Origin of the sequence: Mesorhizobium sp. CC13, from assembly GCF_039907765.1 — a bacterium.
GTDB lineage: Bacteria > Pseudomonadota > Alphaproteobacteria > Rhizobiales > Rhizobiaceae > Aminobacter.
In genome coordinates, this window is the sequence record NZ_JARDJI010000009.1 from 1 (window position 1) to 23,821 (window position 23,821).

20 protein-coding genes are annotated in these 23,821 nt (G+C 66.6%); 5 read left to right on the plus strand and 15 right to left on the minus strand.

Annotated elements, in window-relative coordinates; translation table 11 throughout:
• From PV773_RS13840 to PV773_RS13860, 5 genes are all read left to right on the plus strand, one after another.
• The coding region (locus PV773_RS13840) for a formate--tetrahydrofolate ligase (RefSeq protein ID WP_347967050.1) at positions 1-150 on the plus strand (150 nt) is incomplete at its 5' end.
• A 309-nt stretch (positions 151-459) separates the two neighbouring features.
• Positions 460-1,131 carry a TetR/AcrR family transcriptional regulator gene (locus tag PV773_RS13845; RefSeq protein ID WP_347966900.1) on the plus strand — a complete coding sequence of 224 codons (672 nt, stop codon included), beginning with the start codon at positions 460-462 and terminating at the stop codon, positions 1,129-1,131.
• A gap of 82 nt (positions 1,132-1,213) precedes the next feature.
• Entirely contained in the window at positions 1,214-2,428 is a 1,215-nt protein-coding gene (locus PV773_RS13850; RefSeq protein ID WP_347966901.1) for an efflux RND transporter periplasmic adaptor subunit, read from the plus strand.
• A gap of 11 nt (positions 2,429-2,439) precedes the next feature.
• Positions 2,440-5,580, plus strand: coding sequence for an efflux RND transporter permease subunit (locus tag PV773_RS13855; RefSeq protein ID WP_347966902.1), 3,141 nt, complete (start codon positions 2,440-2,442; stop codon positions 5,578-5,580).
• On the plus strand, positions 5,577-6,017 hold the full coding sequence (locus tag PV773_RS13860) for a helix-turn-helix domain-containing protein (RefSeq protein ID WP_347966903.1): 441 nt from the start codon (positions 5,577-5,579) through the stop codon (positions 6,015-6,017). Before PV773_RS13855 ends, PV773_RS13860 begins: the two co-directional genes overlap by 4 nt.
• Before the next feature lie 84 nt (positions 6,018-6,101).
• On the opposite strand, the gene PV773_RS13865 is transcribed toward PV773_RS13860, so the two are convergent.
• The 15 genes from PV773_RS13865 to PV773_RS13935 form a co-directional block, all read right to left on the minus strand.
• The gene (locus PV773_RS13865) at positions 6,102-6,734 is read right to left on the minus strand and encodes a sarcosine oxidase subunit gamma family protein (RefSeq protein WP_347966904.1); all 633 of its coding nucleotides are present in this window, start codon (positions 6,732-6,734) and stop codon (positions 6,102-6,104) included.
• Positions 6,727-9,786 (minus strand): sarcosine oxidase subunit alpha family protein, encoded by a 3,060-nt coding sequence (locus PV773_RS13870; protein ID WP_347966905.1) that lies wholly within the window; start codon positions 9,784-9,786, stop codon positions 6,727-6,729. The genes PV773_RS13865 and PV773_RS13870 overlap by 8 nt, the downstream gene beginning before the upstream one ends.
• Before the next feature lie 2 nt (positions 9,787-9,788).
• Positions 9,789-10,097, minus strand: a complete 309-nt coding sequence (locus PV773_RS13875; protein ID WP_347966906.1) for a sarcosine oxidase subunit delta — start codon at positions 10,095-10,097, stop codon at positions 9,789-9,791.
• Positions 10,098-10,114: 17 nt separating this feature from the next.
• Entirely contained in the window at positions 10,115-11,368 is a 1,254-nt protein-coding gene (locus PV773_RS13880) for a sarcosine oxidase subunit beta family protein (RefSeq protein ID WP_347966907.1), read from the minus strand.
• Positions 11,369-11,449: 81 nt separating this feature from the next.
• The gene (gene glnT, locus PV773_RS13885; protein WP_347966908.1) at positions 11,450-12,793 is read right to left on the minus strand and encodes a type III glutamate--ammonia ligase; all 1,344 of its coding nucleotides are present in this window, start codon (positions 12,791-12,793) and stop codon (positions 11,450-11,452) included.
• Positions 12,794-12,819: 26 nt separating this feature from the next.
• Positions 12,820-14,148, minus strand: a complete 1,329-nt coding sequence (locus PV773_RS13890; RefSeq protein ID WP_340036916.1) for an FMN-binding glutamate synthase family protein — start codon at positions 14,146-14,148, stop codon at positions 12,820-12,822.
• An 8-nt stretch (positions 14,149-14,156) separates the two neighbouring features.
• Positions 14,157-14,894 (minus strand): GXGXG domain-containing protein, encoded by a 738-nt coding sequence (locus tag PV773_RS13895; RefSeq protein WP_347966909.1) that lies wholly within the window; start codon positions 14,892-14,894, stop codon positions 14,157-14,159.
• Positions 14,895-14,898: 4 nt separating this feature from the next.
• The gene (locus PV773_RS13900) at positions 14,899-15,795 is read right to left on the minus strand and encodes a glutamine amidotransferase family protein (RefSeq protein ID WP_347966910.1); all 897 of its coding nucleotides are present in this window, start codon (positions 15,793-15,795) and stop codon (positions 14,899-14,901) included.
• A gap of 341 nt (positions 15,796-16,136) precedes the next feature.
• Entirely contained in the window at positions 16,137-16,868 is a 732-nt protein-coding gene (locus PV773_RS13905) for an XRE family transcriptional regulator (protein ID WP_347966911.1), read from the minus strand.
• A 177-nt stretch (positions 16,869-17,045) separates the two neighbouring features.
• Positions 17,046-18,344, minus strand: a complete 1,299-nt coding sequence (locus PV773_RS13910) for a DUF4147 domain-containing protein (RefSeq protein WP_347966912.1) — start codon at positions 18,342-18,344, stop codon at positions 17,046-17,048.
• Complete coding sequence (locus PV773_RS13915; protein ID WP_347966913.1) at positions 18,344-19,312, minus strand: D-glycerate dehydrogenase; 969 nt, start codon at positions 19,310-19,312, stop codon at positions 18,344-18,346. Before PV773_RS13915 ends, PV773_RS13910 begins: the two co-directional genes overlap by 1 nt.
• A 152-nt stretch (positions 19,313-19,464) precedes the next feature.
• Positions 19,465-20,364, minus strand: coding sequence for a succinate--CoA ligase subunit alpha (gene sucD, locus PV773_RS13920; RefSeq protein WP_340036922.1), 900 nt, complete (start codon positions 20,362-20,364; stop codon positions 19,465-19,467).
• Positions 20,365-20,375: 11 nt separating this feature from the next.
• The gene (locus tag PV773_RS13925) at positions 20,376-21,560 is read right to left on the minus strand and encodes a malate--CoA ligase subunit beta (RefSeq protein WP_340036923.1); all 1,185 of its coding nucleotides are present in this window, start codon (positions 21,558-21,560) and stop codon (positions 20,376-20,378) included.
• A 13-nt stretch (positions 21,561-21,573) separates the two neighbouring features.
• Positions 21,574-22,539, minus strand: coding sequence for a CoA ester lyase (locus PV773_RS13930; protein ID WP_347966914.1), 966 nt, complete (start codon positions 22,537-22,539; stop codon positions 21,574-21,576).
• A gap of 55 nt (positions 22,540-22,594) precedes the next feature.
• Positions 22,595-23,785, minus strand: a complete 1,191-nt coding sequence (locus PV773_RS13935) for an aminotransferase class V-fold PLP-dependent enzyme (protein WP_347966915.1) — start codon at positions 23,783-23,785, stop codon at positions 22,595-22,597.
• Positions 23,786-23,821 lie beyond the last annotated feature (36 nt).

Consider the following 23,821-nt stretch of genomic DNA (forward strand, 5'->3'; position numbering starts at 1 on the left):
GTGCCGGTGCGCGAGGTGCGGCTGGCCGCCGGCGCCGGCTTCGTCGTCGCCATCTGCGGCGAGATCATGACCATGCCCGGCCTGCCCAAGGCCCCCTCCTCCGAGAAGATCTTCCTCAACGAACAGGGCCAGATCGAAGGCCTGTTCTGAGACGACGCTCCCAGGCGCTCCATCCCACCCTCCTGTCCCCCAGGCCCGGAGCGCCCTTTAAGGCCTGACACCGTGTGTCAGGCCTTCTTTCTTTCCGGTTCCATGCTCGACCTTTCGCCGCCTACGCGATCCCGCGCGGCACCCGTCGTGCGCCGGTCAAAACGCCTTCACTTCATTGTGTGTATGAGGTGAGCCGCAAACGACCTTAAAGGCTACCCGTGCTGGAACGTGATCGATCCGCTCGCGCGTCCGGCAGCTTGTAAAACGGGAACCTGCCGGACGGCCTGGCCGGCGCCTCCACCCTCGAGAGTGACGATTGACATGGAATGCTGCGCTGCACATATAATAACCGACCAGTCGGTAATTAATTCGCAGGCAGCGAGGCGCGGGACCGTGGCACGGCCGAGGACGATCGATCAGGACGACATTCTCGACGCGGCGGAAGCCGTCGTGGTGCGCGACGGCGCGGCCCAGCTGACACTCGACGCCGTGGCAATGCAGGCGGGCATCAGCAAGGCGAGCGTCATCTACGACTACAAGTCGAAGCAGCAGTTGATCCGGGCGGTGATCCAGCGCCGCGTCCACAAGGAAAGCGAGCGGGTGCAGGCCGCGACGGCCGCGTTAGGCAAGACTCCCAATGCCGCGATCCGTGGCCTCGTCGCCGCTGCGGCTGATGGCCCGCCCGACGATCTGCGCGCGGTGGCGGTCAATCTCGTCTCGGCGCTGGCGCATGACGCCGAGTCGCGCGGGATCATCGAAAAGGCCTACGAGCGGACGATCGCCACATTGACCGAAGGGTCGACGAACCCGCGGGGTGCCATCCTGGCCTTCCTCGCGCTCGAAGGCTTGAAGAGGCTGGAACTGCACAAGCTGCATCCCTGGTCCGAGGCCCAGCGCGCAAGCATCCTTCAAGACATCGGCTGGCTGGTCGACGCCGAGCAGCTGCGTATTCCTCGCGACGGCCCGCTCGACGCCGGCTGACAGGCCGTCATCCCCCCAAAACCACTACTTCGAAGCAGTCGCCGTTTCGGCAAACGTCAACCTTTTCTCCGGATTCCCCCACATGAAGATTCCCGCCTTGCCGTTGAAGCTCGTCGCGGCCGCCGCCCTCCTGGCCTTTGTCGCCGGTTGTGGCGAGGCAGAGAGTTCGGCCGAGTCCCGGCCCGCCCCGCCGCCGCCCGGCGTCAGCGTCGTCGAAGTCGTTCCCGAGACCCTGCCGATACTGAACGAGCTGCCGGGCCGCATCGCCCCCACCCGCATCGCCGAGGTGCGGCCGCGCGTGTCCGGCATCGTGCTCGAGCGCGTCTTCGAGCAGGGCAGCATGGTGAAGGAGGGCGACGTGCTCTACCGCATCGACCCGGCCCTGTTCCGCGCCCAGGTGGCGAGCGCCGAGGCGACCCTGCAGCGCGCGCAGGCCGTGCAGCTGCAGGCACGCCAGCAGGCCGACCGGCAGAGCGAGCTGCGCGAGCGCAACGTCTCCAGCGGCCAGCAGCTCGACAATGCGCTTGCCGCACTGGCGCAGGCCGACGCCGACGTGGCGATCGCCACCGCGGGCCTCGCGACCGCCAAGCTCAATCTCGACTATGCCGAGATCAAGGCGCCGATCTCCGGCCGCATCGGCCGCGCCATGGTCACGGAGGGAGCGCTGGTCAGCGCCAACGGCCCCGAGAGCCTTGCCACCATCCAGCAGATCGATCCGGTCTATGCCGACTTCACGCAGTCCTCGAACGAGTTGCTGCGGCTCAGGCGCGCGCTCGAGAACGGCGCCGTGTCGACTGCCGAGGAAAGCGGCGCGCGCGTCACGCTGCGGCTCGACGACGGCAGCGAATATGCCCATCCCGGCAAGCTGTTGTTCCTCGAGGCCGCGGTGGATGCGACCACCGGACAGGTGACTCTGCGTGGCGAGTTCCCCAATCCGGAAGGCGACCTTCTGCCCGGCATGTATGTTCGCGTGCAGATCCAGCAGGGCGTCCAGCAGAACGCGGTCGCCGTTCCGCAGCAGGCGATCCAGCGCGACACCGGCGGCCGGGCGCAGGTCTATGTCGTCAACGACAAGAACGTGGCTGAACTCCGCACCGTTCGGGTCGGGCGCGTGGTCGGCGACCGCTGGGTCGTCGAGGAGGGCCTGAAGGCCGGCGACAAGGTCATCGTCGAGGGCTTCCAGAAGGTCAGGCCGGGCGCCCCGGTCGCCGCCCAGCCGTGGAAGGCCGCGGCCTCCGCCCCCGCAACCGGCGACAGCCGCCCGACCGGGCCGAACAGCATGCCCAAGGCCGGCTAAGGAAACGAAAAATGCCCCAGTTCTTCATCGATCGGCCCATCTTCGCATGGGTCGTTGCGATCTTCATCATGCTCGCCGGCGTGATCGCCCTGCCGTTCCTGCCGGTGGCGCAATATCCCAACGTGGCGCCGCCGCAGGTCACCATTTCGGCGAACTATGCGGGTGCCGCCCCCGAAGACATCTACCAGAGCGTGACGCGCCCGATCGAGGAAGAGCTGAACGGCGTCGAAGGGCTGATGTATTTCGAGTCGACGTCGGATTCCTCCGGCATGGTCAGCATCACGGCGACCTTCGCGCCCGGGACAGACAGCGGCCAGGCATCGATCGACGTGCAGAACGCCGTGCGCCGCGCCGAGCCCCGCCTGCCGCAGATCGTCCAGCAGGTCGGCATCCGCATCGACGAGGCCGGCAGCGGCTTCCTGATGATGGTCGCCGTGACCTCGACGGACGATTCCCTCGACGTCGTCGGCCTCGGCGACTATCTCAGCCGCAACGTGCTCAGCGAAATCCGGCGCATCGACGGTGTCGGCAGTGCGCAGCTGTTTGCGACCCAGCGCGCGATGCGCATCTGGATCGACCCCGACAAGATGGTCGGCCTCAAGCTCACGACCGACGACATCACCAACGCGATCCGCTCGCAAAACGCACAGGTCGCCGCGGGCCGCATCGGCGCCGACCCCAACCCGATCACCCAGCAGATCTCGGCCACCGTCCTGGTCAAGGGCCAGCTGACTTCGGCGGAGGAATTCGGCTCGATCGTGCTGCGCGCCAATCCCGACGGCTCGTCCGTCCGCCTGTCGGACGTCGCGCGCATCGAAGTCGGTGCCGAGAACTACAATTTCTCCACACGCCTCAACGGCAAGCCGAGCGCCGCAATCGCCGTGCAGCTGTCGCCGACGGGCAACGCGCTTGCCACCTCCGAGGCGGTGCGGGCGAAAATGGACGAGCTTTCGCGCTACTTCCCCTCTGGCATCGAATACGCCATCCCCTATGACACCTCGCCGTTCGTCAAGGTCTCGATCGAGAAGGTGATCAGCACGCTCGTCGAGGCGGTTCTGCTCGTCTTTGCGGTGATGTTCCTGTTCCTGCAGAACTTCCGCTACACGGTCATTCCCACCCTCGTGGTGCCCGTGGCGCTGCTCGGCACCTGCGCGGTGATGCTCGCCACCGGATTCTCGATCAACGTGCTCACCATGTTCGCCATGGTGCTGGCGATCGGCATCCTCGTCGACGACGCCATCGTCGTGGTCGAGAATGTCGAGCGCATCATGGCCGAGGAGGGCCTGTCCCCACGCGAGGCCACGCGCAAGGCGATGAAGCAGATCTCGGGCGCGATCATCGGCATCACCGTGGTGCTGACGGCCGTGTTCGTGCCGATGGCGTTCTTCCCGGGCGCGGTCGGCGTCATCTACCGGCAGTTCAGCCTGACGATGGTGGTGTCGATCCTGTTCTCCGGGTTCCTGGCGCTGTCGCTCACGCCGGCGCTCTGCGCCAGCTTCCTCAAGCCGATCGCCATGGGCCATCACGAGAAGAAAGGCTTCTTCGGCTGGTTCAACCGTGGCTTCGACCGCACGACGCGCAGTTACACCTCGAGCGTCGGCTGGGTGGTGAAGCGCGCCGGCCGCTTCATGATCATCTACCTCGCGCTGCTCGCCGGTCTCGGCTGGGCCTTCATGCAGCTGCCCACGTCCTTCCTGCCCAACGAGGACCAGGGCTACCTGATCGTAGACATCCAGGGGCCGCCGGAATCGAGCAGCAACCGCACCGGTGCGATCGCCGAGCAGGTCGAGAAGGTGTTCATGGGCGAGGAAGCGGTCGACCGCATGATCGTGGTGCGCGGCTACAGCTTCTCCGGCGCGGGCCAGAATGCCGGCCTTGCCTTCGTCACGCTGGACGACTGGAGCGAGCGCGACGAAGAGAACTCGGCCGCCGCCATCGCCGGCCGCGCGAACAAGGCGCTGTACCAGATGAAGGACGCGGTCTCGTTCGCGCTCTCGCCGCCCCCGATCCAGGGCCTCGGCACGTCCAACGGCTTCACCTTCCGTCTCCAGGACAGGTCGGGCAGCGGCCAGCAGGCGTTGCTCGCGGCCCGCGACCAGTTGATGGCAGCTGCCGCCAAGAGCGAGATCGTCACCGGCGTGCGCGTCGAGGGCATGCCCGATGCCGCCCAGGTCAATCTCCTGATCGACCGCGAAAAAGCCAACACCTTCGGTGTGACCTTCGCCGACATCAACTCGACGATCTCGGCCAATCTCGGCTCGGCCTATGTCAACGACTTCCCGAACGCCGGCAGGATGCAGCGCGTGACGGTGCAGTCCGACGCAGGCCGCCGCATGCAGACCGAGGATCTTCTGAACCTCAACGTCCGCAACGCCCATGGCGGCATGGTTCCGCTGTCCTCCTTCGCCAGCGTCGACTGGCAGAAGGGGCCGGCCCAGATCGTCGGCTACAACGGCTATCCATCGGTGCGCATCAGCGGCCAGGCGGCAGCCGGCTACTCATCGGGCGCCGCCATCGCCGAGATGGAGCGCTTGGCCGGAGAGCTGCCCGCCGGATTCGGCTACGAATGGACCGGCCAGTCGCTGCAGGAGATCCAGTCAGGTGCGCAGGCCCCTGCCCTGATCGGGCTCAGCATCCTGTTCGTGTTCCTGCTGCTCGCGGCACTCTACGAAAGCTGGTCGATCCCGATCTCGGTCATCCTGGTCGTGCCGTTGGGCGTGCTGGGCTCGGTGCTAGCGGTCATGTACATGGGCATGCCGAACGACGTCTACTTCAAGGTGGGCCTGATCGCGATCATCGGCCTTTCGGCCAAGAACGCGATCCTGATCATCGAGTTCGCCAAGGACCTGCGCCAGGAAGGCATGTCCCTTGTCGATGCGACGATCGAGGCGGCCAAGCTGCGCTTCCGGCCGATCATCATGACCTCGCTCGCCTTCAGCCTCGGCGTCGTGCCGCTGGCGATCGCCACCGGCGCCAGTGCCGCCAGCCAGAACGCCATCGGCACGGGCGTGCTGGGCGGCATGATCTCGGCGACCGTGCTCGCGGTCTTCTTCGTGCCCGTCTTCTTCGTGTTCGTCATGAAGCTGTTCGGGCGCGGCAAGCCCGCGGCGCCGAAGGTCGCGGCCGAAGCGGCGCAGGTTCCGGCCGAATGAACGAGCGAGGCAGGGAGCCGGCCGGCCGCTTGCCGGCTCCGTCGCTCGATGCCGACCCGAAGCTCCGGCTCTATCGCGCGGCGGTCGCCGTCGCCCTGGAGCACGGCTTCGGCAAGGTCACACTCGACGCCGTCGCCCGCGAAGCGGGCTTCAGCAAGGGTGGCCTGCTGCATCACTTCGCCAGCAAGAACGCGCTGATCCGGTCGATGCTGGCGCATTATTCCGACCCGGCGAACGGACAGGACCAAGGAGACGTCGGCGTCGACCCGCTCGCGGTCGCGGCCCTCGTCGCAGCGGCGGAGGACACCTCGCTGCTGGGGGCGATCGGCGACAGTCTCGATGTGTCCTCGGCCTGCGAGCCGGAGGCCTGCACAGGGGAAACGGGCCCGGAGCTCGCACGCTGCCTGGCCAACCGGCTTCGCCTGCGCGGCGCCTGAAAAGGGGGACGTCGCGCATCCGGAAGAAGAAAGCCCCGCTCGTCGAGAGCGGGGCTTTCTTCGTTTGAAGACTGTAGCCGGATCTTATGCCGCGCGGGCGCTTGCCGCCTCGAAGCCGTATTCCATCGAGGAATCGGCGATCACGTGCCACAGGCTGTCGGCAAAGCTGGTGAAGACCAGCATGTTGTAGACCGGATGGCCGTCGGCGCCGTCGGCGTCGCGCCAGAAGTTGACGGCGGTATGGTCGACCGAGGTGTTGGCCGCAGTGCCCACGGGAAAGACGCTGTCATGCAGGTCGAGCGACGAGAACTTCGCGATCACGTCGCGCGCCCGTGGGCCCGAAACACGGATCAGGCAGCGGCCGTCGCACTGGTCCGACAGCGAGGCCACGCCCGCGAATGCCTTGTTCATGGCGTCGAGCTGGGCAGCCTCGTCGCTGCGCGGCGCAAGGACCGTGAACTGGTCGGGACCCGACCAGATCAGGGCGGCGCCCTTGCCGGCGACGGCCTTGGGCGAAGCCGGCGGCTCGACGCCGAACAGCTTCTTTGCCGCCTTGGCTGTGTCGGCGGCCTTGCCGCGACGGGCCATCACCTGCATCAGCACGAGGTCGCGCACTTCGGTGAGCGTGACGCCGGCTGCGGCACCCACCGCGCCATGGCGGCCGGGGATGAGCGCCTTTGCGAGCGGCGTCTGGGTGTTCCAGGAAAAGTCAGCCACGCTGGCGCACTCCCTCGGGATCGTAGAAGACAGGGTTGCAGATCTCGGCTTCGTAGTCCTCGCTCCGCAGCGGATCGAAGATGCGGACGATCTCGCCGATGCGCTCGCGCCCGCGCTCGACCAGGCCGAGACCGATCCACTGCTGCAGCATCGGCGAGTAGCAGACCGAGGTGACGTAGCCCTGGTCGGTCTCCGGACCTGCGATCGAACCCTTGGGCATGACATGGGCGCCCGAGCGCAGCCGGCGCTTTGCGTCGACAGGCTTGATGCCGACGACGACCTGGCGGTCGGGCGCGGTCAGCGCCGGACGGCCGGCCATGACGCGGCCGATGAAGTCCTTCTTCTTGGACATCATCTTGCCGAGGCCGAGATCGTCGGCGGTGGTCGTGCCGTTGAGCTCGGGACCGGCGACGTGGCCCTTCTCGATGCGCATCACGCCCAGCGCTTCGGTGCCGTAAGGCGTGACGCCATAGGGCTTGCCGGCGATCATCAAATTCTCGGCCATCGCCGCGCCGTAGCGCGCCGGCACCGAGATTTCGAAGGCCATTTCACCTGAGAACGAGATGCGGAACAGGCGGGCGACAACGCCGCCGCGCAGCTTGACCTCGCGAGCGCCCATGAAGGGGAAGCCTTCGTTGGACAGGTCCTCGCTCGGATCGACCAGCGCCTGCAAAAGCTTGCGCGTGTTCGGGCCGGCGATCGAGAACTGCGCCCACTGGTCGGTGGCTGACGACAGCTGCACGTCGAGTTCGGGCCAGAGCACCTGGCGGCAGAATTCGAGATGCGCCATGACCGGGCCGGCCTTGGCCGTGGTGGTGGTCAGGAAATAGTGGTCCTCGGCGAGGCGCGAGGTCGTGCCGTCGTCCATGACGATGCCGTCCTCGCGCAGCATCAGGCCGTAGCGGGCCTTGCCGACACCAAGCGCGGAGAAGGCGTTGATGTAGACGCGGTCGAGGAAGGTGCCGGCGTCTGCACCGCGCACGTCGACCTTGCCGAGCGTCGAGACATCGCAGAAGCCGACGCCGTTGCGCACGGCGAGCACTTCGCGCGTCACCGATTCCAGCCAGTCCTTCTCGCCCGGCTGCGGATACCACTGCGCACGCTTCCAGAGACCCGTGTCGACGAACACCGCGCCACGGGCGGCTGCCCAGTGATGCGATGGCGTGAGCCGCCAGGCATGGAAGTTCTCGTCGCGGTGGTGGCCGGCGAGCGCGCCGATGGCCACCGGCGCATAGGGCGGCCGATAGATCGTCGTGCCGGTTTCCGGGATGGTCCTGCCGGTAGCGGCGGCCATGATGGCAAGGCCATTGATGTTCGAGGTCTTGCCCTGGTCGGTCGCCATGCCGAGCGTGGTGTAGCGCTTGAGGTGCTCGATGCTCTCGAAGCCTTCGCGCTGCGCCAGCGTCACGTCGGACGCGGTCACGTCGTGCTGGAAATCGACGAAGGCCTTGCCCTTGGCCTTGACCTGCCACAGCGGCGAGATCGCATAGCTCTCGTCACCGGCCTCCGCTGCTTCGCCGGCATTGCCGGTGGCACCGCATTCGGCGGCGGCCGCGGCACCCGCCGCATGGCCATCGCGCAGGCAGGCACCGAGCGAGAACTCGCCATTGGCCGCACCGGTCAGACGCATGCCTTTCGGAGCGTCGCCCGGTACGAAGGCCGCGATGTCGTCGCGCCACACCGGCTTGCCGCGATGGAAGCAGGAGAGGCCGACATTGGGATTCCAGCCGCCCGAGACGGCCAGGCAGTCGGCGTCGATCTGCTGGGTGCGGCCATTGCCGTCGGTGATGATGACGGCGCGCACGCCGTCGACGCCGCCCTTGACGTCGGAGACGCCGCCGGAAATCACCCGCAGATCCGACAGTTCGGCTACCGCCTGGTATTCGGCGGGCACCTTGCCGCGCGGATCGATGACGGCAGCGATGTCGCCGCCGGCCTGCTGGATCGCCTCGACCGTGCGCCAGCCATCGTCGTTGTTGGTGAACAGCGCCACCTTGCGGCCGGGCATGGCGGCGAAGCGGTTGACATAGGTGCGCACGGCGGACGCCATCATCACGCCGGGACGGTCGTTGCCCGGGAAGACGATCGGCCGCTCGATGGCGCCGGCGGTGACCACCGAGCGCTTGGCGACGATGCGCCAGACGCGCTGGCGCACCTGGTGCGGACCCGGCACCGGCACATGGTCGTTGACTCGCTCGAGCGCTGCGTGGACGCCGCCGTCATAGACGCCGAACAGTGCCGTGCGGGTCAGGACGCGGACATTGGGCAGGCCTGCGAGTTCGTCGCTGGCGCGGCGCACCCACTCCTCGGCATGCATGCCGTCGATCTCGCCGCCGTCACTGAGCAGGCGGCCGCCGACACGGCTGTCTTCCTCGACGAGGATGACGCGAGAGCCCGTGCGGCCGGCGGCAAGTGCTGCAGAAAGACCGGCCGGGCCGGCGCCGACCACCAGCACGTCGCAATGCGCCCAGGCCTTGTCGTAGTGGTCGGGATCGGGCAGTTCGGCGCTCTTGCCGAGGCCGGCGGCGCGGCGGATCAGCGGCTCGTAGATCTTCTCCCAGAACTTCGCCGGCCACATGAAGGTCTTGTAGTAGAAGCCGGCGACGAAGATCGGCGCGGCCAGCTGGTTGATCGACATGAAGTCGCGGCGCAGCGACGGCCAGCGGTTCTGGCTGTTGGCGACCAGCCCGTCATAGAGCTCCTGCGTGGTTGCACGCGTGTTGGGCTCCTTGCGGGCGCCGGTGCGCATTTCCACGAGCGCGCTCGGCTCTTCCGAACCTGCGGTGATGATGCCGCGCGGACGGTGGTACTTGAACGAGCGCGCCACCAGCTTGACGCCGTTGGCGACCAGCGCCGAGGCCAGCGTGTCGCCGGCGAAGCCGGTCATCGTCTGGCCGTCGAAGGAAAACTGCAGCGGTGCCTTGCGGTCGATGAGGCCGCCGCTGCGCAGGCGGTGCGACTGGCTGGCCGAGGCGGCCTGGCTGCGTGCGCTGGCGGCGCTTTCCACTGCGGCCGTCCTGCCGAGCGACTCGGATTGGGAATAGCCCGACATGGTCACTCTCCTGCCTGCGCCGGCTTGGCTGCGCCAGCACCTGGGGCCGCCTTCACCGATATGAATTCGTGGGTCACCGTGTTGCGCTCGGCGATGAGCCAGGAGCGGCAGCCGCCGCCGTGGTACCAGTGCTCGCGCATGACCCCGGCCACGTTGTCGCGCAGGTAGACGTAATCGTAGAAGGCGTCCTCGACGAGTTCGGGGCTATCGCCGCCGTCGATGGCGAAGGTGGGCCGCTTGGGCGAAGCGTCGCCGAGATAGGTGAACTCGCCGTTCTCGCGTTCGCCGCAGAAGGGACATGCAATACGCATTTCCGGGAATCTCGCTTTCAGTGCAGGTTTGGCTGGGCGCCCTGGCCCTTTTCGTCGATCATCGCGCCGCGGCGGAACCGGTCGAGCCGGAAGCGCGCCGCCTCGTGATGCGGCTCGTCGCGGGCGAGCAGATGGGCGAAGACCAGGCCGGAGGCCGGCGTCGCCTTGAACCCGCCGTAGCACCAGCCGGCATTGAGGTAGAGGCCGTCGATCGGCGTCTTGTCGATGATCGGCGTTCCGTCCATCGACATGTCCATGATGCCGCCCCACTGGCGCAGCATGCGGACGCGGCCGATCATCGGCATGACCGCCATGCCGCCTTCGCAGACGTCCTCGATGACGGGCATGTTGCCGCGCTGGGCGTAGGAATTGTAGCCGTCGAGATCGCCGCCGAAGACAAGGCCGCCCTTGTCGGACTGGCTGATATAGAAGTGGCCGGCGCCGAAGGTGATGACGCCCGGGATCAGCGGCTTGATCGCCTCGGAGACGAAGGCCTGCAGCACGTGGCTTTCGATCGGCAGCTTCATGCCGGCCATGGCCGCCACCTTCGAAGTGTTGCCGGCGACCGCCATGCCGACCTTGCCGGCGCCGATCTTTCCGCGCGTGGTTTCCACGCCGGTGACCTTGCCGTTCTGGTCGCGCACGAAGCCGGTGACCTCGCAATTCTGGATGATGTCGACGCCGCGCTGGTCGGCGGCGCGCGCATAGCCCCAGACCACCGCGTCGTGGCGGGCGGTGCCGGCGCGGCGCTGCAACAGGCCGCCCATGATCGGGAACCGCGGGCTGTCGTAGTTCAGGAACGGCAGCTCCTTGCGGATCTGCACGGCGTCCAGCAACTCGGCGTCGATGCCGTTGATGCGCATGGTGTTGCCGCGGCGGGCAAACGCGTCGCGCTGGGCGTCGGAGTGGTAGAGGTTGATGATGCCGCGCTGGCTGACCATCGCGTTGTAGTTCAGGTCCTGCTCCATGCGCTCCCAGAGCTTCATGGACAGCTCATAGAAGCCGGTGTTGCCGGGCAGGCCATAGTTGGAGCGGATGATGGTGGTGTTGCGGCCGGCGTTGCCGGAGCCGATCCAGCCCTTCTCCAGCACCGCGACGTTGCGGATGCCGTATTCATGGGCAAGGAAATAGGCGGTCGCGAGGCCATGGCCGCCGCCGCCGATGATGACCACGTCGTAGTGGCTCTTGGGTGCCGGATCGCGCCAGGCTCGGGTCCAGCCCTTGTGACCGGACAAAGCGGCCTTGGCGAGTGAGAAGATCGAATATTTCATCGTATGAGTTCCGGCGAATTTTGACACGTGCGTGGACTACGCCCGACCCGAAGGCCGGGCGCTGTGCCTGGTGCTGGCGCCTCAGACGTCCAGCGTGTGGTCGCGCTCCCACTGGGTGAAGTGCGAGGCGTAGGAGTTCCACTCCTGGGTCTTCAGCTTGATGAAGGCGGAGGAGAAGTCCTCGCCCATCGAAGCCTTGAGCTCGGTGTCCTCGTCATAGGCGCGGAGCGCGTCGAGGAGGTTGAGCGGCAGCTTCGCGCCGTGGGTCACCGTGTGGCCTTCCCGGTACATGTCGACATCGCTGCGCGGGCCGGGATCGGCCTTGGTGCGGATGCCGCTGAGGCCGGCGGCGATGATCACTGCCTGCATCAGATAGGGGTTGGCCGCACCGTCCGGCAGGCGCAGTTCGAAGCGGCCGGGGCCGGGCACGCGCACCATGTGGGTGCGGTTGTTGCCGGTCCAGGTCACCGTGTTCGGCGCCCAGGTCGCACCCGAGAGTGTGCGCGGGGCGTTGATGCGCTTGTAGGAATTGACGGTCGGGTTGCAGATCGCGGCGAGCGCCGAAGCGTGCTTCATGATGCCGCCGAGGAAGTGCCTGCCCTTCTCCGAGAGACCCAGCTCCATGCTCTTGTCGGCAAAGGCGTTGTTCTTGCCGGTCAAGTCCCACACCGAGATGTGGGCATGGCAGCCCGAGCCGGTGAGGCCCTGGAAGGGCTTCGGCATGAAGGTTGCGCGCAGGCCATGCTTCTCGGCGATCGAGCGGACCATGAACTTGAAGAACGAGTGCTTGTCGGCGGTCGCCAGCACGTCGTCGTACTCCCAGTTCATCTCGAACTGGCCGTTCGCGTCCTCATGGTCGTTCTGGTAGGGCTTCCAGCCGAGGTCGAGCATCGCGTCGCAGATCTCGGCGATAACGTCGAACCGGCGCATCACCGCCTGCTGGTCGTAGCAGGACTTGGCTGCGGTATCATGCTCGTCGGCGATCTGCTTGCCGTCGGGCGTGACCAGGAAGAACTCCGGCTCGACGCCGGTCTTGACGCGCATGCCTTCCTTGGCGGCTTCGGCGACGAGGCGCTTCAGCGTGTTGCGCGGGGCCTGCGACACCCCCTTGCCTTCCATCAGGCAGTCCGAAGCGAGCCAGGCCACTTCGGGACGCCAGGGCAGCTGGATGACCGAGGACGGATCCGGCACGGCCAGCATGTCGGGATGTGCCGGCGTAAGGTCAAGCCACGTGGCGAAGCCGGCGAAGCCGGCTCCCTCCTTCTGCATGTCTCCGATGGCCTGGGCGGGCACCAGCTTGGCGCGCTGACCGCCGAACAGGTCCGTGTAGGAGACCATGAAGTACTTGATGTTGCGAGCCCTTGCGAACTCCTTGAGATCAGTCACCTCGGACTGGTCGATTTTGGCTTCGAAGGCCGTTCCCATAAATTGCTCCTCCCAATCCTTGTGGTTTAAAAGGCACCTTTCCCCGGTACCCAGTTTGTCCCCGCAAGCGGCACGCCGGCCATGGCGGCTGCCTCGATCGTCAGAGCGCAGAGATCCTCAGGCTCGAGATTGTGCAGGTGATTCTTGCCGCAGGCGCGAGCAATGGTCTGTGCCTCGAGCGTCATGACCTTCAGGTAATTCGCCAGACGGCGGCCCGCCGCGATCGGATCGACGCGCTTCATCAGCTCGGGATCCTGCGTGGTGATGCCGGCCGGGTCCTTGCCCTCGTGCCAGTCGTCGTAAGCACCGGAGGTGGTGCCAAGCTTCTGGTATTCGCTCTCCCAACGCGGATCGTTGTCACCCAGTGCGACCAGAGCCGCGGTTCCGATCGATACTGCATCGGCGCCGAGTGCGAGCGCTTTGGCCACGTCCGCGCCATTGCGTATGCCACCGGAGACGATCAGCTGGACCTTGCGGTGCATGCCGAGGTCCTGCAGCGCCTTCACCGCCGGACGGATGCAGGCGAGCGTCGGCTGGCCGACGTGCTCGATGAACACTTCCTGCGTCGCCGCGGTGCCGCCCTGCATGCCGTCGAGCACGACGACGTCGGCCCCGGCCTTCACCGCGAGTGCCGTGTCGTAGTAGGGGCGCGCGCCGCCCACCTTGACATAGATCGGCTTTTCCCAGTCGGTGATCTCGCGGATTTCGAGGATCTTGATCTCGAGGTCGTCCGGACCGGTCCAGTCGGGGTGACGGCAGGCCGAGCGCTGGTCGATGCCCTTGGGCAGCGTGCGCATCTCGGCGACGCGGTCGGAGATCTTCTGGCCCAGCAGCATGCCGCCGCCGCCCGGCTTGGCGCCCTGGCCGACCACGATTTCGATGGCGTCGGCGCGGCGCAGGTCGCGCGGGTTCATGCCGTAGCGCGACGGCAGGTACTGGTAGACCAGCTGCTTGGAGTGGCCGCGCTCTTCCTCGGTCATGCCGCCGTCGCCGGTAGTGGTCGACGTTCCCGAGAGGGTGGCGCCGCGGCCGAGAGCTTCCTTGGCCGGGCCCGACAGCGAGCCGAAGCTCATGCCGGCGACCGTGACCGGGATCTTCAGTTCGATCGGCTTCTTGGCATAACGGGTGCCGAGAACCACAGAAGTGTCGCAGCGTTCGCGATAGCCTTCCAGCGGATAGCGCGAGATCGAGGCGCCGAGGAACAGCAGGTCGTCGAAGTGCGGAACCTTGCGCTTGGCGCCCGAGCCGCGGATGTCGTAGATGCCCGTCGCTGCGGCGCGACGGATTTCGGACATCGCGTATTCATCGAAGGTCGCCGACTTGCGGGGCGTCGTCGGAGGATTGTGATAGCTCATTTTGTTCCTCAGTAAGCGTCGGCGTTGTCGATGTTGAAGTTGTAGAGCGTGCGCGCCGAACCGTAGCGCGTGAACTCTTCGGGCTTGACGTCGCTGATGCCGGCGCGGTCGAGCAGATCCTTCAGGATGGCGATGTGCTCGGGGCGCATCTCCTTCTTGATGCAGTCCGCGCCGAGGCTCTTGACCGAGCCGCGCACGAACAGGCGGGCTTCGTAGATCGAGTCGCCGAGCGCGTCGCCGGCATCGCCCAGCACCACCAGGTTGCCGGACTGTGCCATGAAGGCCGACATGTGGCCGATATTGCCGCGCACGACGATGTTGATGCCCTTCATCGAGATGCCGCAGCGCGACGAGGCGTTGCCTTCGATGACCAGCAGGCCGCCGCGGCCGGTGGCGCCGGCATACTGGCTGGCGTCGCCCTTCACGACGATGGTGCCCGACATCATGTTTTCGCCGACGCCCGGGCCGGCCGAGCCGTGCACGGTGATGGTGGCGTTCTGGTTCATGCCGCCGCAATAGTAGCCGACGCTGCCCTGCACATCGATGGAGATCGGGTGCTCGGCGCCGACGGCGACCGCGTGGCTGCCCTTCGGATTGAGAACCTCCCAGTTCGGCTCGCCGGTCGCGTCCTTGACCTCATGGAGCGCCTGGTTGAATTCGCGCAGTGTGTTCTTCGACAGGTCGAAGACCTTGGGCGCGTAGTTGACCTCGTGCAGGGGGGCCGTCGCAAGATTCGTTGAATGCATGGTTTCAGTGCTCCCAGAAATAGACGGTGGACGGTTCCGGCTCCCAGACCCGGGCTTCCTCGATCCCGGGCAGGTTTGCGAGCGCGCGATATTCGGAACCGAAGGCGACGTACTGATCGGTCTCGGCCATGACGGCCGGCTTGCAGGAGATCGGGTCGCGGACGACGCCGAAGCCATTCTTGGTGCCGACCACGAAGGTGAAGAAGCCGTCGAGGTCGTTGAGGCTGCTTTCCAGTGCCTCGCCGAGATTCTGGCCGTGGGCGATCTTGGACGAGAGATAGGCGGCCGCGACCTCGGTGTCGTTCTCGGTCTCGAAGCGCATGCCGTCGCGGATCAGTTCGCGGCGCAGGTTGTTGTGGTTCGACAGCGAGCCGTTGTGCACCAGGCACTGGTCGGGACCGGTCGAGAAGGGGTGCGCGCCGAGCGTGGTGACGGCGGATTCGGTGGCCATGCGGGTATGGCCGATGCCGTGGCTGCCGCTCATCTTGGTGACGTCGAAGCGCTGCACCACCTCGATCGGCAGGCCCACTTCCTTGTAGATCTCGATCGCCTCGCCGGCGCCCATGATGCGCACGTTCGGGCGCAGCTCGGCAATCGCGGCACGGGCCTCCCCGATCTTGTCGGCGGGCACGTCCAGGACCGCGTGGGTCGACTTGATGGTCGCCGAGACCTTGGCGCCGATCTTCCTGCCGAGCTCGGCGTCGAGGCCCTTGAAGTCCTCTTCCGCTGCGGCCGACTGAACGGTGATCTTGCCTTGGCCCTTGGCGCCTGCGCCGTAGATGGCGATGCCGGCGCTATCGGGGCCGCGGTCCGTCATGGTCACGAGCATTTCGGACAGCAGCGCGCCCAGCTGGGGCTCCAGCGACTTGTCCTTCAAAAAGAGTCCTACAATTCCGCACATCCGGGTTTCCTCACCTCTTTGGCTGCCTGTGACAAAAGCTAGCAGGTTCCCGGAGTGAATTCAACTGTGATGAATTTTTTATTCCTGTAGAAAAACATCCCGATCGTCAGGGGCTGCCAGGCGGTCGACCGGGCCGCGGTCGAACCGCCCTTCCCCGGCATGGGTGCGGGAAAACCCCGCCTCTTGCGGGCTTTGGATCGAAAGGGCGGCCTCGGTGCGGGACCAATTGCAAGTGGATGCGGCGCGCGCATGCCCGTTCGCTCGCACCGGCAGCGCAAGCGTTGTGTCGTCGGGCCGATTTGTCCGTGGTTGGGGAGCGCGCGGCCCCCTGCCCGAAGCGCTTAGTCGTTTCCGCGGTTTCGGGGATAGGAGATGATCGACAGATACTTGATCGGCAGGTGCGTCAGTTCTTCCGGCCCGTGTGGCGCGTCGGCGTCGAAGAACAGGCTGTCGCCGGGCGTCATGCGGTAGAGATTGTTGCTGTGGCGGTAAACGACTTCGCCCTCCAGCATGTAGAGGAACTCCATGCCGTCATGCTGGAAGGTCGGGAAGACGTCCGAATCCTCGGTCAGCGTGATCAGGTAGGGCTCGACCGTCACGCCGCTGGTGTCGGAACCGATATGGCCGAGCAGCGTGTACTGGTGGCCGGCGCGCGTGCCGCGCCGTTCGACGTCGACCCCCTCGCCCGCCTTGACGAAGACGGCGTTGCGCTCCTCCTCGAAACGGCGGAAGAACGAGGTGAGCGGCACGCCCAATGCACGCGAAAGTGCCTGCAGCGTCGTCAGCGACGGCGAGGTGATGCCATTCTCGATCTTGGACAGCATGCCGAGGGAGATATCGGTGGTGGCGGCAAGGTCGGCAACGGTGATGCCGAGCTTCTTGCGGAAGGCACGCACTTCATGGCCGATCGCCACTTCGAGCACCTTTTCGCGGGTGTCGCGGGTGGCGTGGGGGTCCTGCGTTAGCGGCGAGACGCGGGCAAGTGCCGCCTTGGCGGCGCCGCTAGCCACGCCGACATGCGCCGTCTTGCCGTTCTTCTTGCCGGACCCGTGGTTTGCCTTTTCCTTGGACATGCCTGCCTCGCTGAATTTATTTCACCGAGAGTAAACATTTTCCGGGGATTGCACAACAGTCGTAGGCGCCTGCATTGACGCTGCGGCGACCCCTGTGCCCGGCATCTGCACGGCCAGTGAGGAGAGTTGCGGCATGTATGCCGGCCCGGAACTCAGGCCGGTCGGGCGGCTGCCCGGTCACTGCATCAGCAGGATCTGCAGGTCGGCGACATTGGTGCCCGTGGCGCCGGTGATCAGCAGGTCACCGGACGATTCCAGGGCATGGTAGGAATCGTTGTTTTCCAGCAGCGCAACCGGATTGCAGCCGACCTTGCGCATCCAGCTCGTCGAGCTCGGATCGACGATGCCGCCCGCGGCGTCGGTCGGTCCGTCGCGCCCGTCGGTGCCGCCGCTGAGGAACACCCAGGGCCGCTTGATGGCGGCCCACTCGTTGAGCAGCGCAAAGCGCAGCGCCAGTTCCTGGTTGCGCCCGCCGATGCCGGTGCCTGCGACGCGCACGGTCGGCTCGCCGCCGGCGACGATGGCGACGGGACCGCGCTGGCTTGCCGCAAAGATCGCCATGCGGTGCAGCGTTTCCGCGACGTCCGAAACGTCGCCGCTCAGCCAGTCGTCCGCCTTGACCACGACAGGGTAGCTCGCCTCGGCACTTGCCATCACCTGGTGCAGGCTGATGCTGTTGGAGCCGATCACCATGTTCTCGACATGGTCGAAGCGCATCGGCTCGTCGCGCTCCAGAAGGTGGTCGACATGCGTGCGAAGGGCCGCGGGCAAGGTTTCGCGCAATCCGTAATGGTCGATGATCGCGAGCGCGTCGGCCGCGGAGGCCGAAGGCCGGGCCGTCGGCCCGCTGGCGATGGTGCCGACGTCGTCGCCCGGCACGTCGGACAGGATGAGCGACAGCACCTTCGCGCTCGAAGCGAGCTGGGCCAGCCGCCCGCCCTTGAGGCGCGAGAACTGCTGGCGCACGGCGTTGATTTCGTTGATTTCCGCGCCCGAGCGGATCAGTGCGTCGTTGAGGGCGATCTTGTCGGCGAGCGAAACGCCCGGCACTGGCGAGCAGATCAGCGCCGAGCCTCCGCCGCTGACCAGCACCAGCACGAGATCGCCCGGCTCGGTCGCCCGGGCGGCCCTTTCGACGGCATAGGCGCCGGCGATGCTGCCTTCATTCGGCAGCGGATGGCCGCCGGCGATGACATCCACCCCGGCGATGGGCGCGAGGTTCTCGCGGTTGGTGACCGCGCAGGCGAGATGCAGCTTGTCGGAAACGAAAGGCAGGGCCGCGCGCATCATCGGGCATGCGGCCTTACCGAAGGCGATCAGGATCACCCGTTTGGCCGCGGCGATGTCGTCGCGACGGCCTTGGAGCGCGGAAGCGACCGCCCGCTCGGGATCCGAAGCAGCGATGCCCTGGCGGAACAGGGCGATTGCCTGTTCGCGAAGCCTCGTCATTGCCGGAGCCGAGCGGTCCTGGGTCATCACACCACCTTGTCGGGTAAGGGGCGGCCCGCGAAGAAGGCGGTGAGGTTGTCGACCGCTTTCATGCCCATGGCCACCCGGGTTTCCTCAGTGGCGCTGCCAAGATGCGGCAGAAGCACCACATTCTCCAGTTCGATCAGTCCCGCAGGCACGTCGGGCTCGCCGTCATAGACGTCGAGGCCGGCGCCGGCGATCTGGCCGGCCTGAAGCGCCGCCACCAGCGCCTTCTGGTCGACCACGTCGCCGCGTGCCGTGTTGATGAGGAAGGCGCCGCGCTTCATCGCGCCGAGCCGTTCCGCATTGATGAGATGCCGGTTTTCCGCGCCGCCCGGGCAATGAAGCGAGACAAAATCGGCTTCGGCCAGCACGTCCTCGATGCTGGCGAGCTGGCGGGCGCCCATGGCGCGGGTTTCCTCGTCGTCCACCTTCGAACGGTTGTAGAAGACGACGTCCATGTCGAAGCCGAAATGGGCGCGCTTGGCCATGGCCTTGCCGATGCGGCCCATGCCGATGATGCCGATGGTCTTGCCGGTCACCTTGGTGCCGATCATGTGGGTCGGGCACCAGCCGGCCCATTCGCCGGCGCGCAGCTGGCGTTCGCCCTCGCCGGCGCGGCGGGCGACCGAAAGCAGCAGGCTCATGCCGATGTCGGCGGTGCAGTCGGTCAGCACGCCCGGCGTGTTGGTGACGGTGATGCCGCGGGCCTTGGCCGCGTCGATGTCGATGTGGCTGAAGCCGACGCCGAAATTGGCGAGCAGCTTGGTGCGGATGTCCGCATCCGGAAAGATCGCCGCCGGCAGCTTGTCGCTGACGGTGGGCAGGATCGCGTCGAAGTTCAGGAATGCCGCCTTGAGCTGGGTCGGGCTCAGCGGGGCGTCGCCCTGATTGAACGTCGTGTCGAACCGTTCCGCCAGGATCTGTTCGACCGCCTGAGGCCAGCGCCGCGTGACAATAACCCGAGGTTTCATTGCATTTCCTTAGAATGGACTTGGAGCGCCGCGCCGCTCATCGGAGCTGCGGCAGCTTAGACTACGCATCGATCTTTGCGAGATCGAGACCGATCTTCGCACCGGACCGAGAAAGGGAGCCGGTCGGCGCCGGCTCCCCTCGAAAGGCCGGGTCAGGCGGCCTTCCTCTGCTGCTCGAGCACGCCGGCGACGGTCGGGCCGAAGGCTGCCGGTGTCGGCACGATCGTCACGCCTGCATCGCGCAGAATCTCGACCTTTTCCTGGGCCGATTCGCCGAAGGCGGAGATGATGGCGCCCGCATGGCCCATGCGCTTGCCCTTCGGCGCCGAGAGGCCGGCGATGTAGGCGATCAGCGGCTTGCGCATGTGGTGCTTGGCCCATTCCGCGGCTTCCGCTTCCTGCGGGCCGCCGATTTCGCCGATCATGACCACGGCGTCCGTGTCCGGATCTTCCTCGAACAGCTTGAGGATGTCCTTGAAGGACGAGCCGTTGATCGGGTCGCCGCCGATGCCGACCGAAGTCGACACGCCGATGCCCAGCGCCTTCATCTGCGAGGCGGCCTCGTAGCCGAGCGTGCCGGAGCGGCCGACGATGCCGACGCGGCCCGGCAGGTAGATGTTGCCGGGCATGATGCCCATCAGCGCCTGGCCGGGCGTGATGACGCCGGCGCAGTTGGGGCCGACGAGCCGCATGCGGTCTTCGTAGCGGAAGCGGCGCATGTAGCGCTTCACCCGCATCATGTCCTGGGAGGGGATGCCATCGGTGATGCAGACGCAGAGCTTCAGGCCGGCCTCGGCGGCTTCCATGATGGAATCTGCTGCAAAGGGCGGCGGCACGAACACGATGGATGCTTCGGCACCGGTCTCGCGCACGGCGCCCCTCACGGTGTTGAACACCGGGATGCCCTGGTGCACCTGGCCGCCCTTGCCGGGGGTCACGCCGCCGACCACGTTGGTGCCGTAGCGTTTCATGTCGTCGGCATGGAAGGAGCCGATCTTGCCGGTGAGGCCCTGGACGATGACGCGCGTCCTGCGATTCAAGAGAACTGCCATTTCTGCCTCCCTTAGTTCTTCTTCGATTTGGAATAGGCGCGCATCGCCTCGACCGACTTCTCGGCGGCTTCGGCAAGCGTCTCGGCGACGATCACCTTCTCGCCGGATTCGGCGAGGATGCGGCGGCCTTCCTCGACGTTGGTGCCGGCCAGGCGAACCACCAGCGGCACCTTCACGCCGACCTCGCGGATCGCCTTGATGACACCCTCGGCCACCCAGTCGCAGCGGTTGATGCCGGCGAAGATGTTGACGAGGATGGTGTCGATGTTCTTGTCGGCAAGCACGGCGCGGAAGGCCTTGGCCACGCGCTCGGGCGAAGCGCCGCCGCCGATGTCGAGGAAGTTGGCCGGCTCGCCGCCGGCGATCTTGATCATGTCCATCGTCGCCATGGCGAGGCCCGCACCGTTGATGATGCAGCCGATGTTGCCGTCGAGGCCGACATAGGAGAGGCCGCGGTCGCTGGCGAAGGTCTCGCGCGGGTCTTCCTGCGACTTGTCGCGCAGCTCCGAGATCTCGGCGCGGCGGAACAGGGCGTTCTCGTCGAACGACATCTTGGCGTCGAGCGCGATCAGGTTGCCGTCCTTGGTGACCACCAGAGGGTTGATCTCGAGCATCGAGGCGTCGAAGTCGCGGAACACGCGGTAGCAGCCGAGCAGCGTGTCGACGGCCTTGCCGATCAGGTTGTTCTCCAGCCCGAGGCCGAAGGCGATCTCGCGGGCCTGGAACTGCTGCATGCCGGCGCCCGGGTCGACGATGGCGCGGATGATCGAGTCGGGCTGCTTTTCGGCGATCTCCTCGATCTCCATGCCGCCCGAGGCCGAGGCCACGATCATGACGCGCTCCGACTTACGGTCGAGCACGATGCCGAGATAGAGCTCCTGGCGGATGTCGACGGTCTCCTCGACGTAGAGGCGCGACACCAGCTTGCCCTTCGGTCCGGTCTGGTGGGTTACCAGCTTGCGGCCGAGCATGGATTCGGCTGCCTCCGACACTTCGTTGTCGGAGCTGCAGATGCGGATGCCGCCGGCCTTGCCGCGGGCGCCGGAGTGGATCTGCGCCTTCACCACCCACTTGTTGCCGCCGATCTCGCTGGCGCGGTAGGTAGCCTGCTCGGGGCTGTAGGCAAGGCCGCCGCGCGGGATCTGTACCGAGTAGCGCGAGAGCAGCTCCTTCGCCTGGTATTCATGGATGTCCATGTGGGGTTCCTCCTCAGTTTGGCAGGCTCGTGCGCGACCGCGCCGACTGCTCGATTGCCTCGTGCATGACCAGGACGTTGCGGGCCATGCGTTCGGATGCTGCGTCGATCATCTTGCCGTCGAGGGCGGCGGCACCCTTGCCCTGCTCCTCGGCCTCCTTCAGCACCTCGATGATGCGACGCGCCCGGGTGACTTCCTTCTCCGGCGGCGAGAACACGGTGTTCGCCAGCTCGATCTGCGAGGGATGGATCGCCCACTTGCCCTCGATGCCGAGCGCAGCCGCACGCTTGGCCGCGGCGATGTAGGCTTCCGGGTCGGAGAAATCGCCGAACGGTCCGTCGATGGCGCGCAGGCCGTAGGCGCGGCAGGCGACGGTCATGCGCGACAGGGCCGCGTGCCATTGGTCACCCGGATAGTCGGGGTTGAGGCCGCCGATGTTGACGGTGCGCGCCTTGCAGCTCGCGGCATAATCGGCGACGCCGAAATGCATGGCCTCGAGCCGGCCGCCATAGGCGGCGATGGCCTCGACATTGGCCATGCCGAGCGCGGTTTCGATCAGGGCTTCCAGGCCGACGCGGGTCTTGAAGCCCTTGGCCGTCTCGATCTGGTTGACCATCGCCTCGACCATGTAGAGGTCGGCCGGCACGCCGACCTTCGGCACCAGGATGGTGTCGAGCCGGTCGCCCGCCTGTTCCATCACGTCGACCACGTCGCGGTACATGTAGTGGGTATCGAGGCCGTTGATGCGGACCGAGATGGTCTTGCCCTTGGCGCGCCAGTCGATCTCGTTCAGCGCCTGGATGATGTTCTTGCGGGCCCGCTCCTTGTCCGGCGGAGCGACCGCATCCTCGATGTCGAGGAAGATGTAGTCGGCGGCACCTTCGGCGGCCTTCCTGATCATCTCCGGGTTGGAGCCCGGAACGGCGAGTTCGCTGCGCTGCAGGCGCAGCTTGCGCAGGTGGTGGATGGTGTGGCTCATGTGTTCTCCTCCCTTGATGCGCCGCTCGCCCTTTGGGACGCGCGGCGCTGGCGCGTCAGGCCGCTTTGGCGATGGCCGGCTGCGCCGACAGGCGGTAGTGTTCGAGGGCCGCACCCACGCCGGAGCCCGGCTGGATCTTCACGCCGACGTCGCGCAGCGCCATTTCGGCTGCCGAGATCGCGCCGCACATCATCACTTCGTTGACCCAGCCGAGATGGCCGATGCGGAAAACTTTGCCGGCTACCTTGTTGAGGCCCACGCCCAGCGAGGTCTGGTAGCCGTGGTAGGCGCGGCGGACGACTTCGGCGCTGTCGATGCCTTCCGGCACCAGGATCGCGCTGACCGTGTCGGAGTGCCACTTGGCATCCTTGGCGCAGAGCTTCAGGCCCCAGGCGTCGACCGCCTTGCGGACGCCCGTCGCCAGCCGGTTGTGGCGCTCGAAGATGTTGTCGAGGCCTTCCTGCTCGATCAGGTCGAGGGCCGCGCGCAGGCCGCGCAGCAGCTGCACCGCCGGCGTGTAGGGGAAGTAGCCGGTATCGTTGGCGCGGATCTGGTCTTCGAAGGAGAAGTAGCAGCGCTTGTGGCCGGCCGTCTTGGCCGCGGCCAGCGCCTTCTGGCTGACCGACAGGAAGCCGAGGCCGGGCGGCAGCATGAAGCCCTTCTGCGAACCGGAGACGGCGCAGTCGACGCCCCACTCCTCCTGGCGGAAGTCGATCGAGCCGACCGACGAGACGCCGTCGGCGAACAGGAGTGCGGGGTGCTTGGCGGCGTTGAGGGCGGCGCGCACGGCGCCGACGTCGCTGGTGACGCCGGTCGCGGTCTCGTTGTGGGTGACGAAGACCGCCTTGATGCGGTGCTCCTTGTCCTTGGCGAGACGGTCGGCATAGACCTCGACCGGAACGCCCGTGCCCCATTCGGCATCGACGACGTCGACGTCGAGGCCGAAGCGCTCGCACATGTCGACCCAGAGATGCGAGAACTGGCCGAAGCGCGACATCAGCACGCGGTCGCCGGGGCTGAGCGTGTTGGTGATGGCCGATTCCCAGGCGCCGGTGCCCGAGGACGGGAAGATGAAGACGCGGCCGGTCTCGTTGCGGAACACCTTCATCAGGTCGGCGAACACGCCGCGGGTGAAGGTCGGATAGTCGGGGGCGCGCATGTCCTCCATGGGCATGTTCATCGCCTGCCGGACGATTTCCGGAACATTGGTCGGTCCTGGAACGAAGAGGTGATTGAAGCCGGCCATGTAATGTCCTCCCGAAGATTGCTCAGGGCGCCGTGC

Excerpts from the sequence above, each read along its gene's own strand:
- PV773_RS13850 (WP_347966901.1), top strand. The coding sequence starts at position 1,214 with ATGAAGATTCCCGCCTTGCCGTTGAAGCTCGTCGCGGCCGCCGCCCTC.
- PV773_RS13855 (WP_347966902.1), top strand. The coding sequence starts at position 2,440 with ATGCCCCAGTTCTTCATCGATCGGCCCATCTTCGCATGGGTCGTTGCG.
- PV773_RS13860 (WP_347966903.1), top strand. The coding sequence starts at position 5,577 with ATGAACGAGCGAGGCAGGGAGCCGGCCGGCCGCTTGCCGGCTCCGTCG.
- PV773_RS13870 (WP_347966905.1), bottom strand. The coding sequence starts at position 9,786 with ATGTCGGGCTATTCCCAATCCGAGTCGCTCGGCAGGACGGCCGCAGTG.
- PV773_RS13875 (WP_347966906.1), bottom strand. The coding sequence starts at position 10,097 with ATGCGTATTGCATGTCCCTTCTGCGGCGAACGCGAGAACGGCGAGTTC.
- PV773_RS13880 (WP_347966907.1), bottom strand. The coding sequence starts at position 11,368 with ATGAAATATTCGATCTTCTCACTCGCCAAGGCCGCTTTGTCCGGTCAC.
- glnT (WP_347966908.1), bottom strand. The coding sequence starts at position 12,793 with ATGGGAACGGCCTTCGAAGCCAAAATCGACCAGTCCGAGGTGACTGAT.
- PV773_RS13890 (WP_340036916.1), bottom strand. The coding sequence starts at position 14,148 with ATGAGCTATCACAATCCTCCGACGACGCCCCGCAAGTCGGCGACCTTC.
- PV773_RS13895 (WP_347966909.1), bottom strand. The coding sequence starts at position 14,894 with ATGCATTCAACGAATCTTGCGACGGCCCCCCTGCACGAGGTCAACTAC.
- PV773_RS13900 (WP_347966910.1), bottom strand. The coding sequence starts at position 15,795 with ATGTGCGGAATTGTAGGACTCTTTTTGAAGGACAAGTCGCTGGAGCCC.
- PV773_RS13905 (WP_347966911.1), bottom strand. The coding sequence starts at position 16,868 with ATGTCCAAGGAAAAGGCAAACCACGGGTCCGGCAAGAAGAACGGCAAG.
- PV773_RS13910 (WP_347966912.1), bottom strand. The coding sequence starts at position 18,344 with ATGACCCAGGACCGCTCGGCTCCGGCAATGACGAGGCTTCGCGAACAG.
- PV773_RS13915 (WP_347966913.1), bottom strand. The coding sequence starts at position 19,312 with ATGAAACCTCGGGTTATTGTCACGCGGCGCTGGCCTCAGGCGGTCGAA.
- sucD (WP_340036922.1), bottom strand. The coding sequence starts at position 20,364 with ATGGCAGTTCTCTTGAATCGCAGGACGCGCGTCATCGTCCAGGGCCTC.
- PV773_RS13925 (WP_340036923.1), bottom strand. The coding sequence starts at position 21,560 with ATGGACATCCATGAATACCAGGCGAAGGAGCTGCTCTCGCGCTACTCG.
- PV773_RS13930 (WP_347966914.1), bottom strand. The coding sequence starts at position 22,539 with ATGAGCCACACCATCCACCACCTGCGCAAGCTGCGCCTGCAGCGCAGC.
- PV773_RS13935 (WP_347966915.1), bottom strand. The coding sequence starts at position 23,785 with ATGGCCGGCTTCAATCACCTCTTCGTTCCAGGACCGACCAATGTTCCG.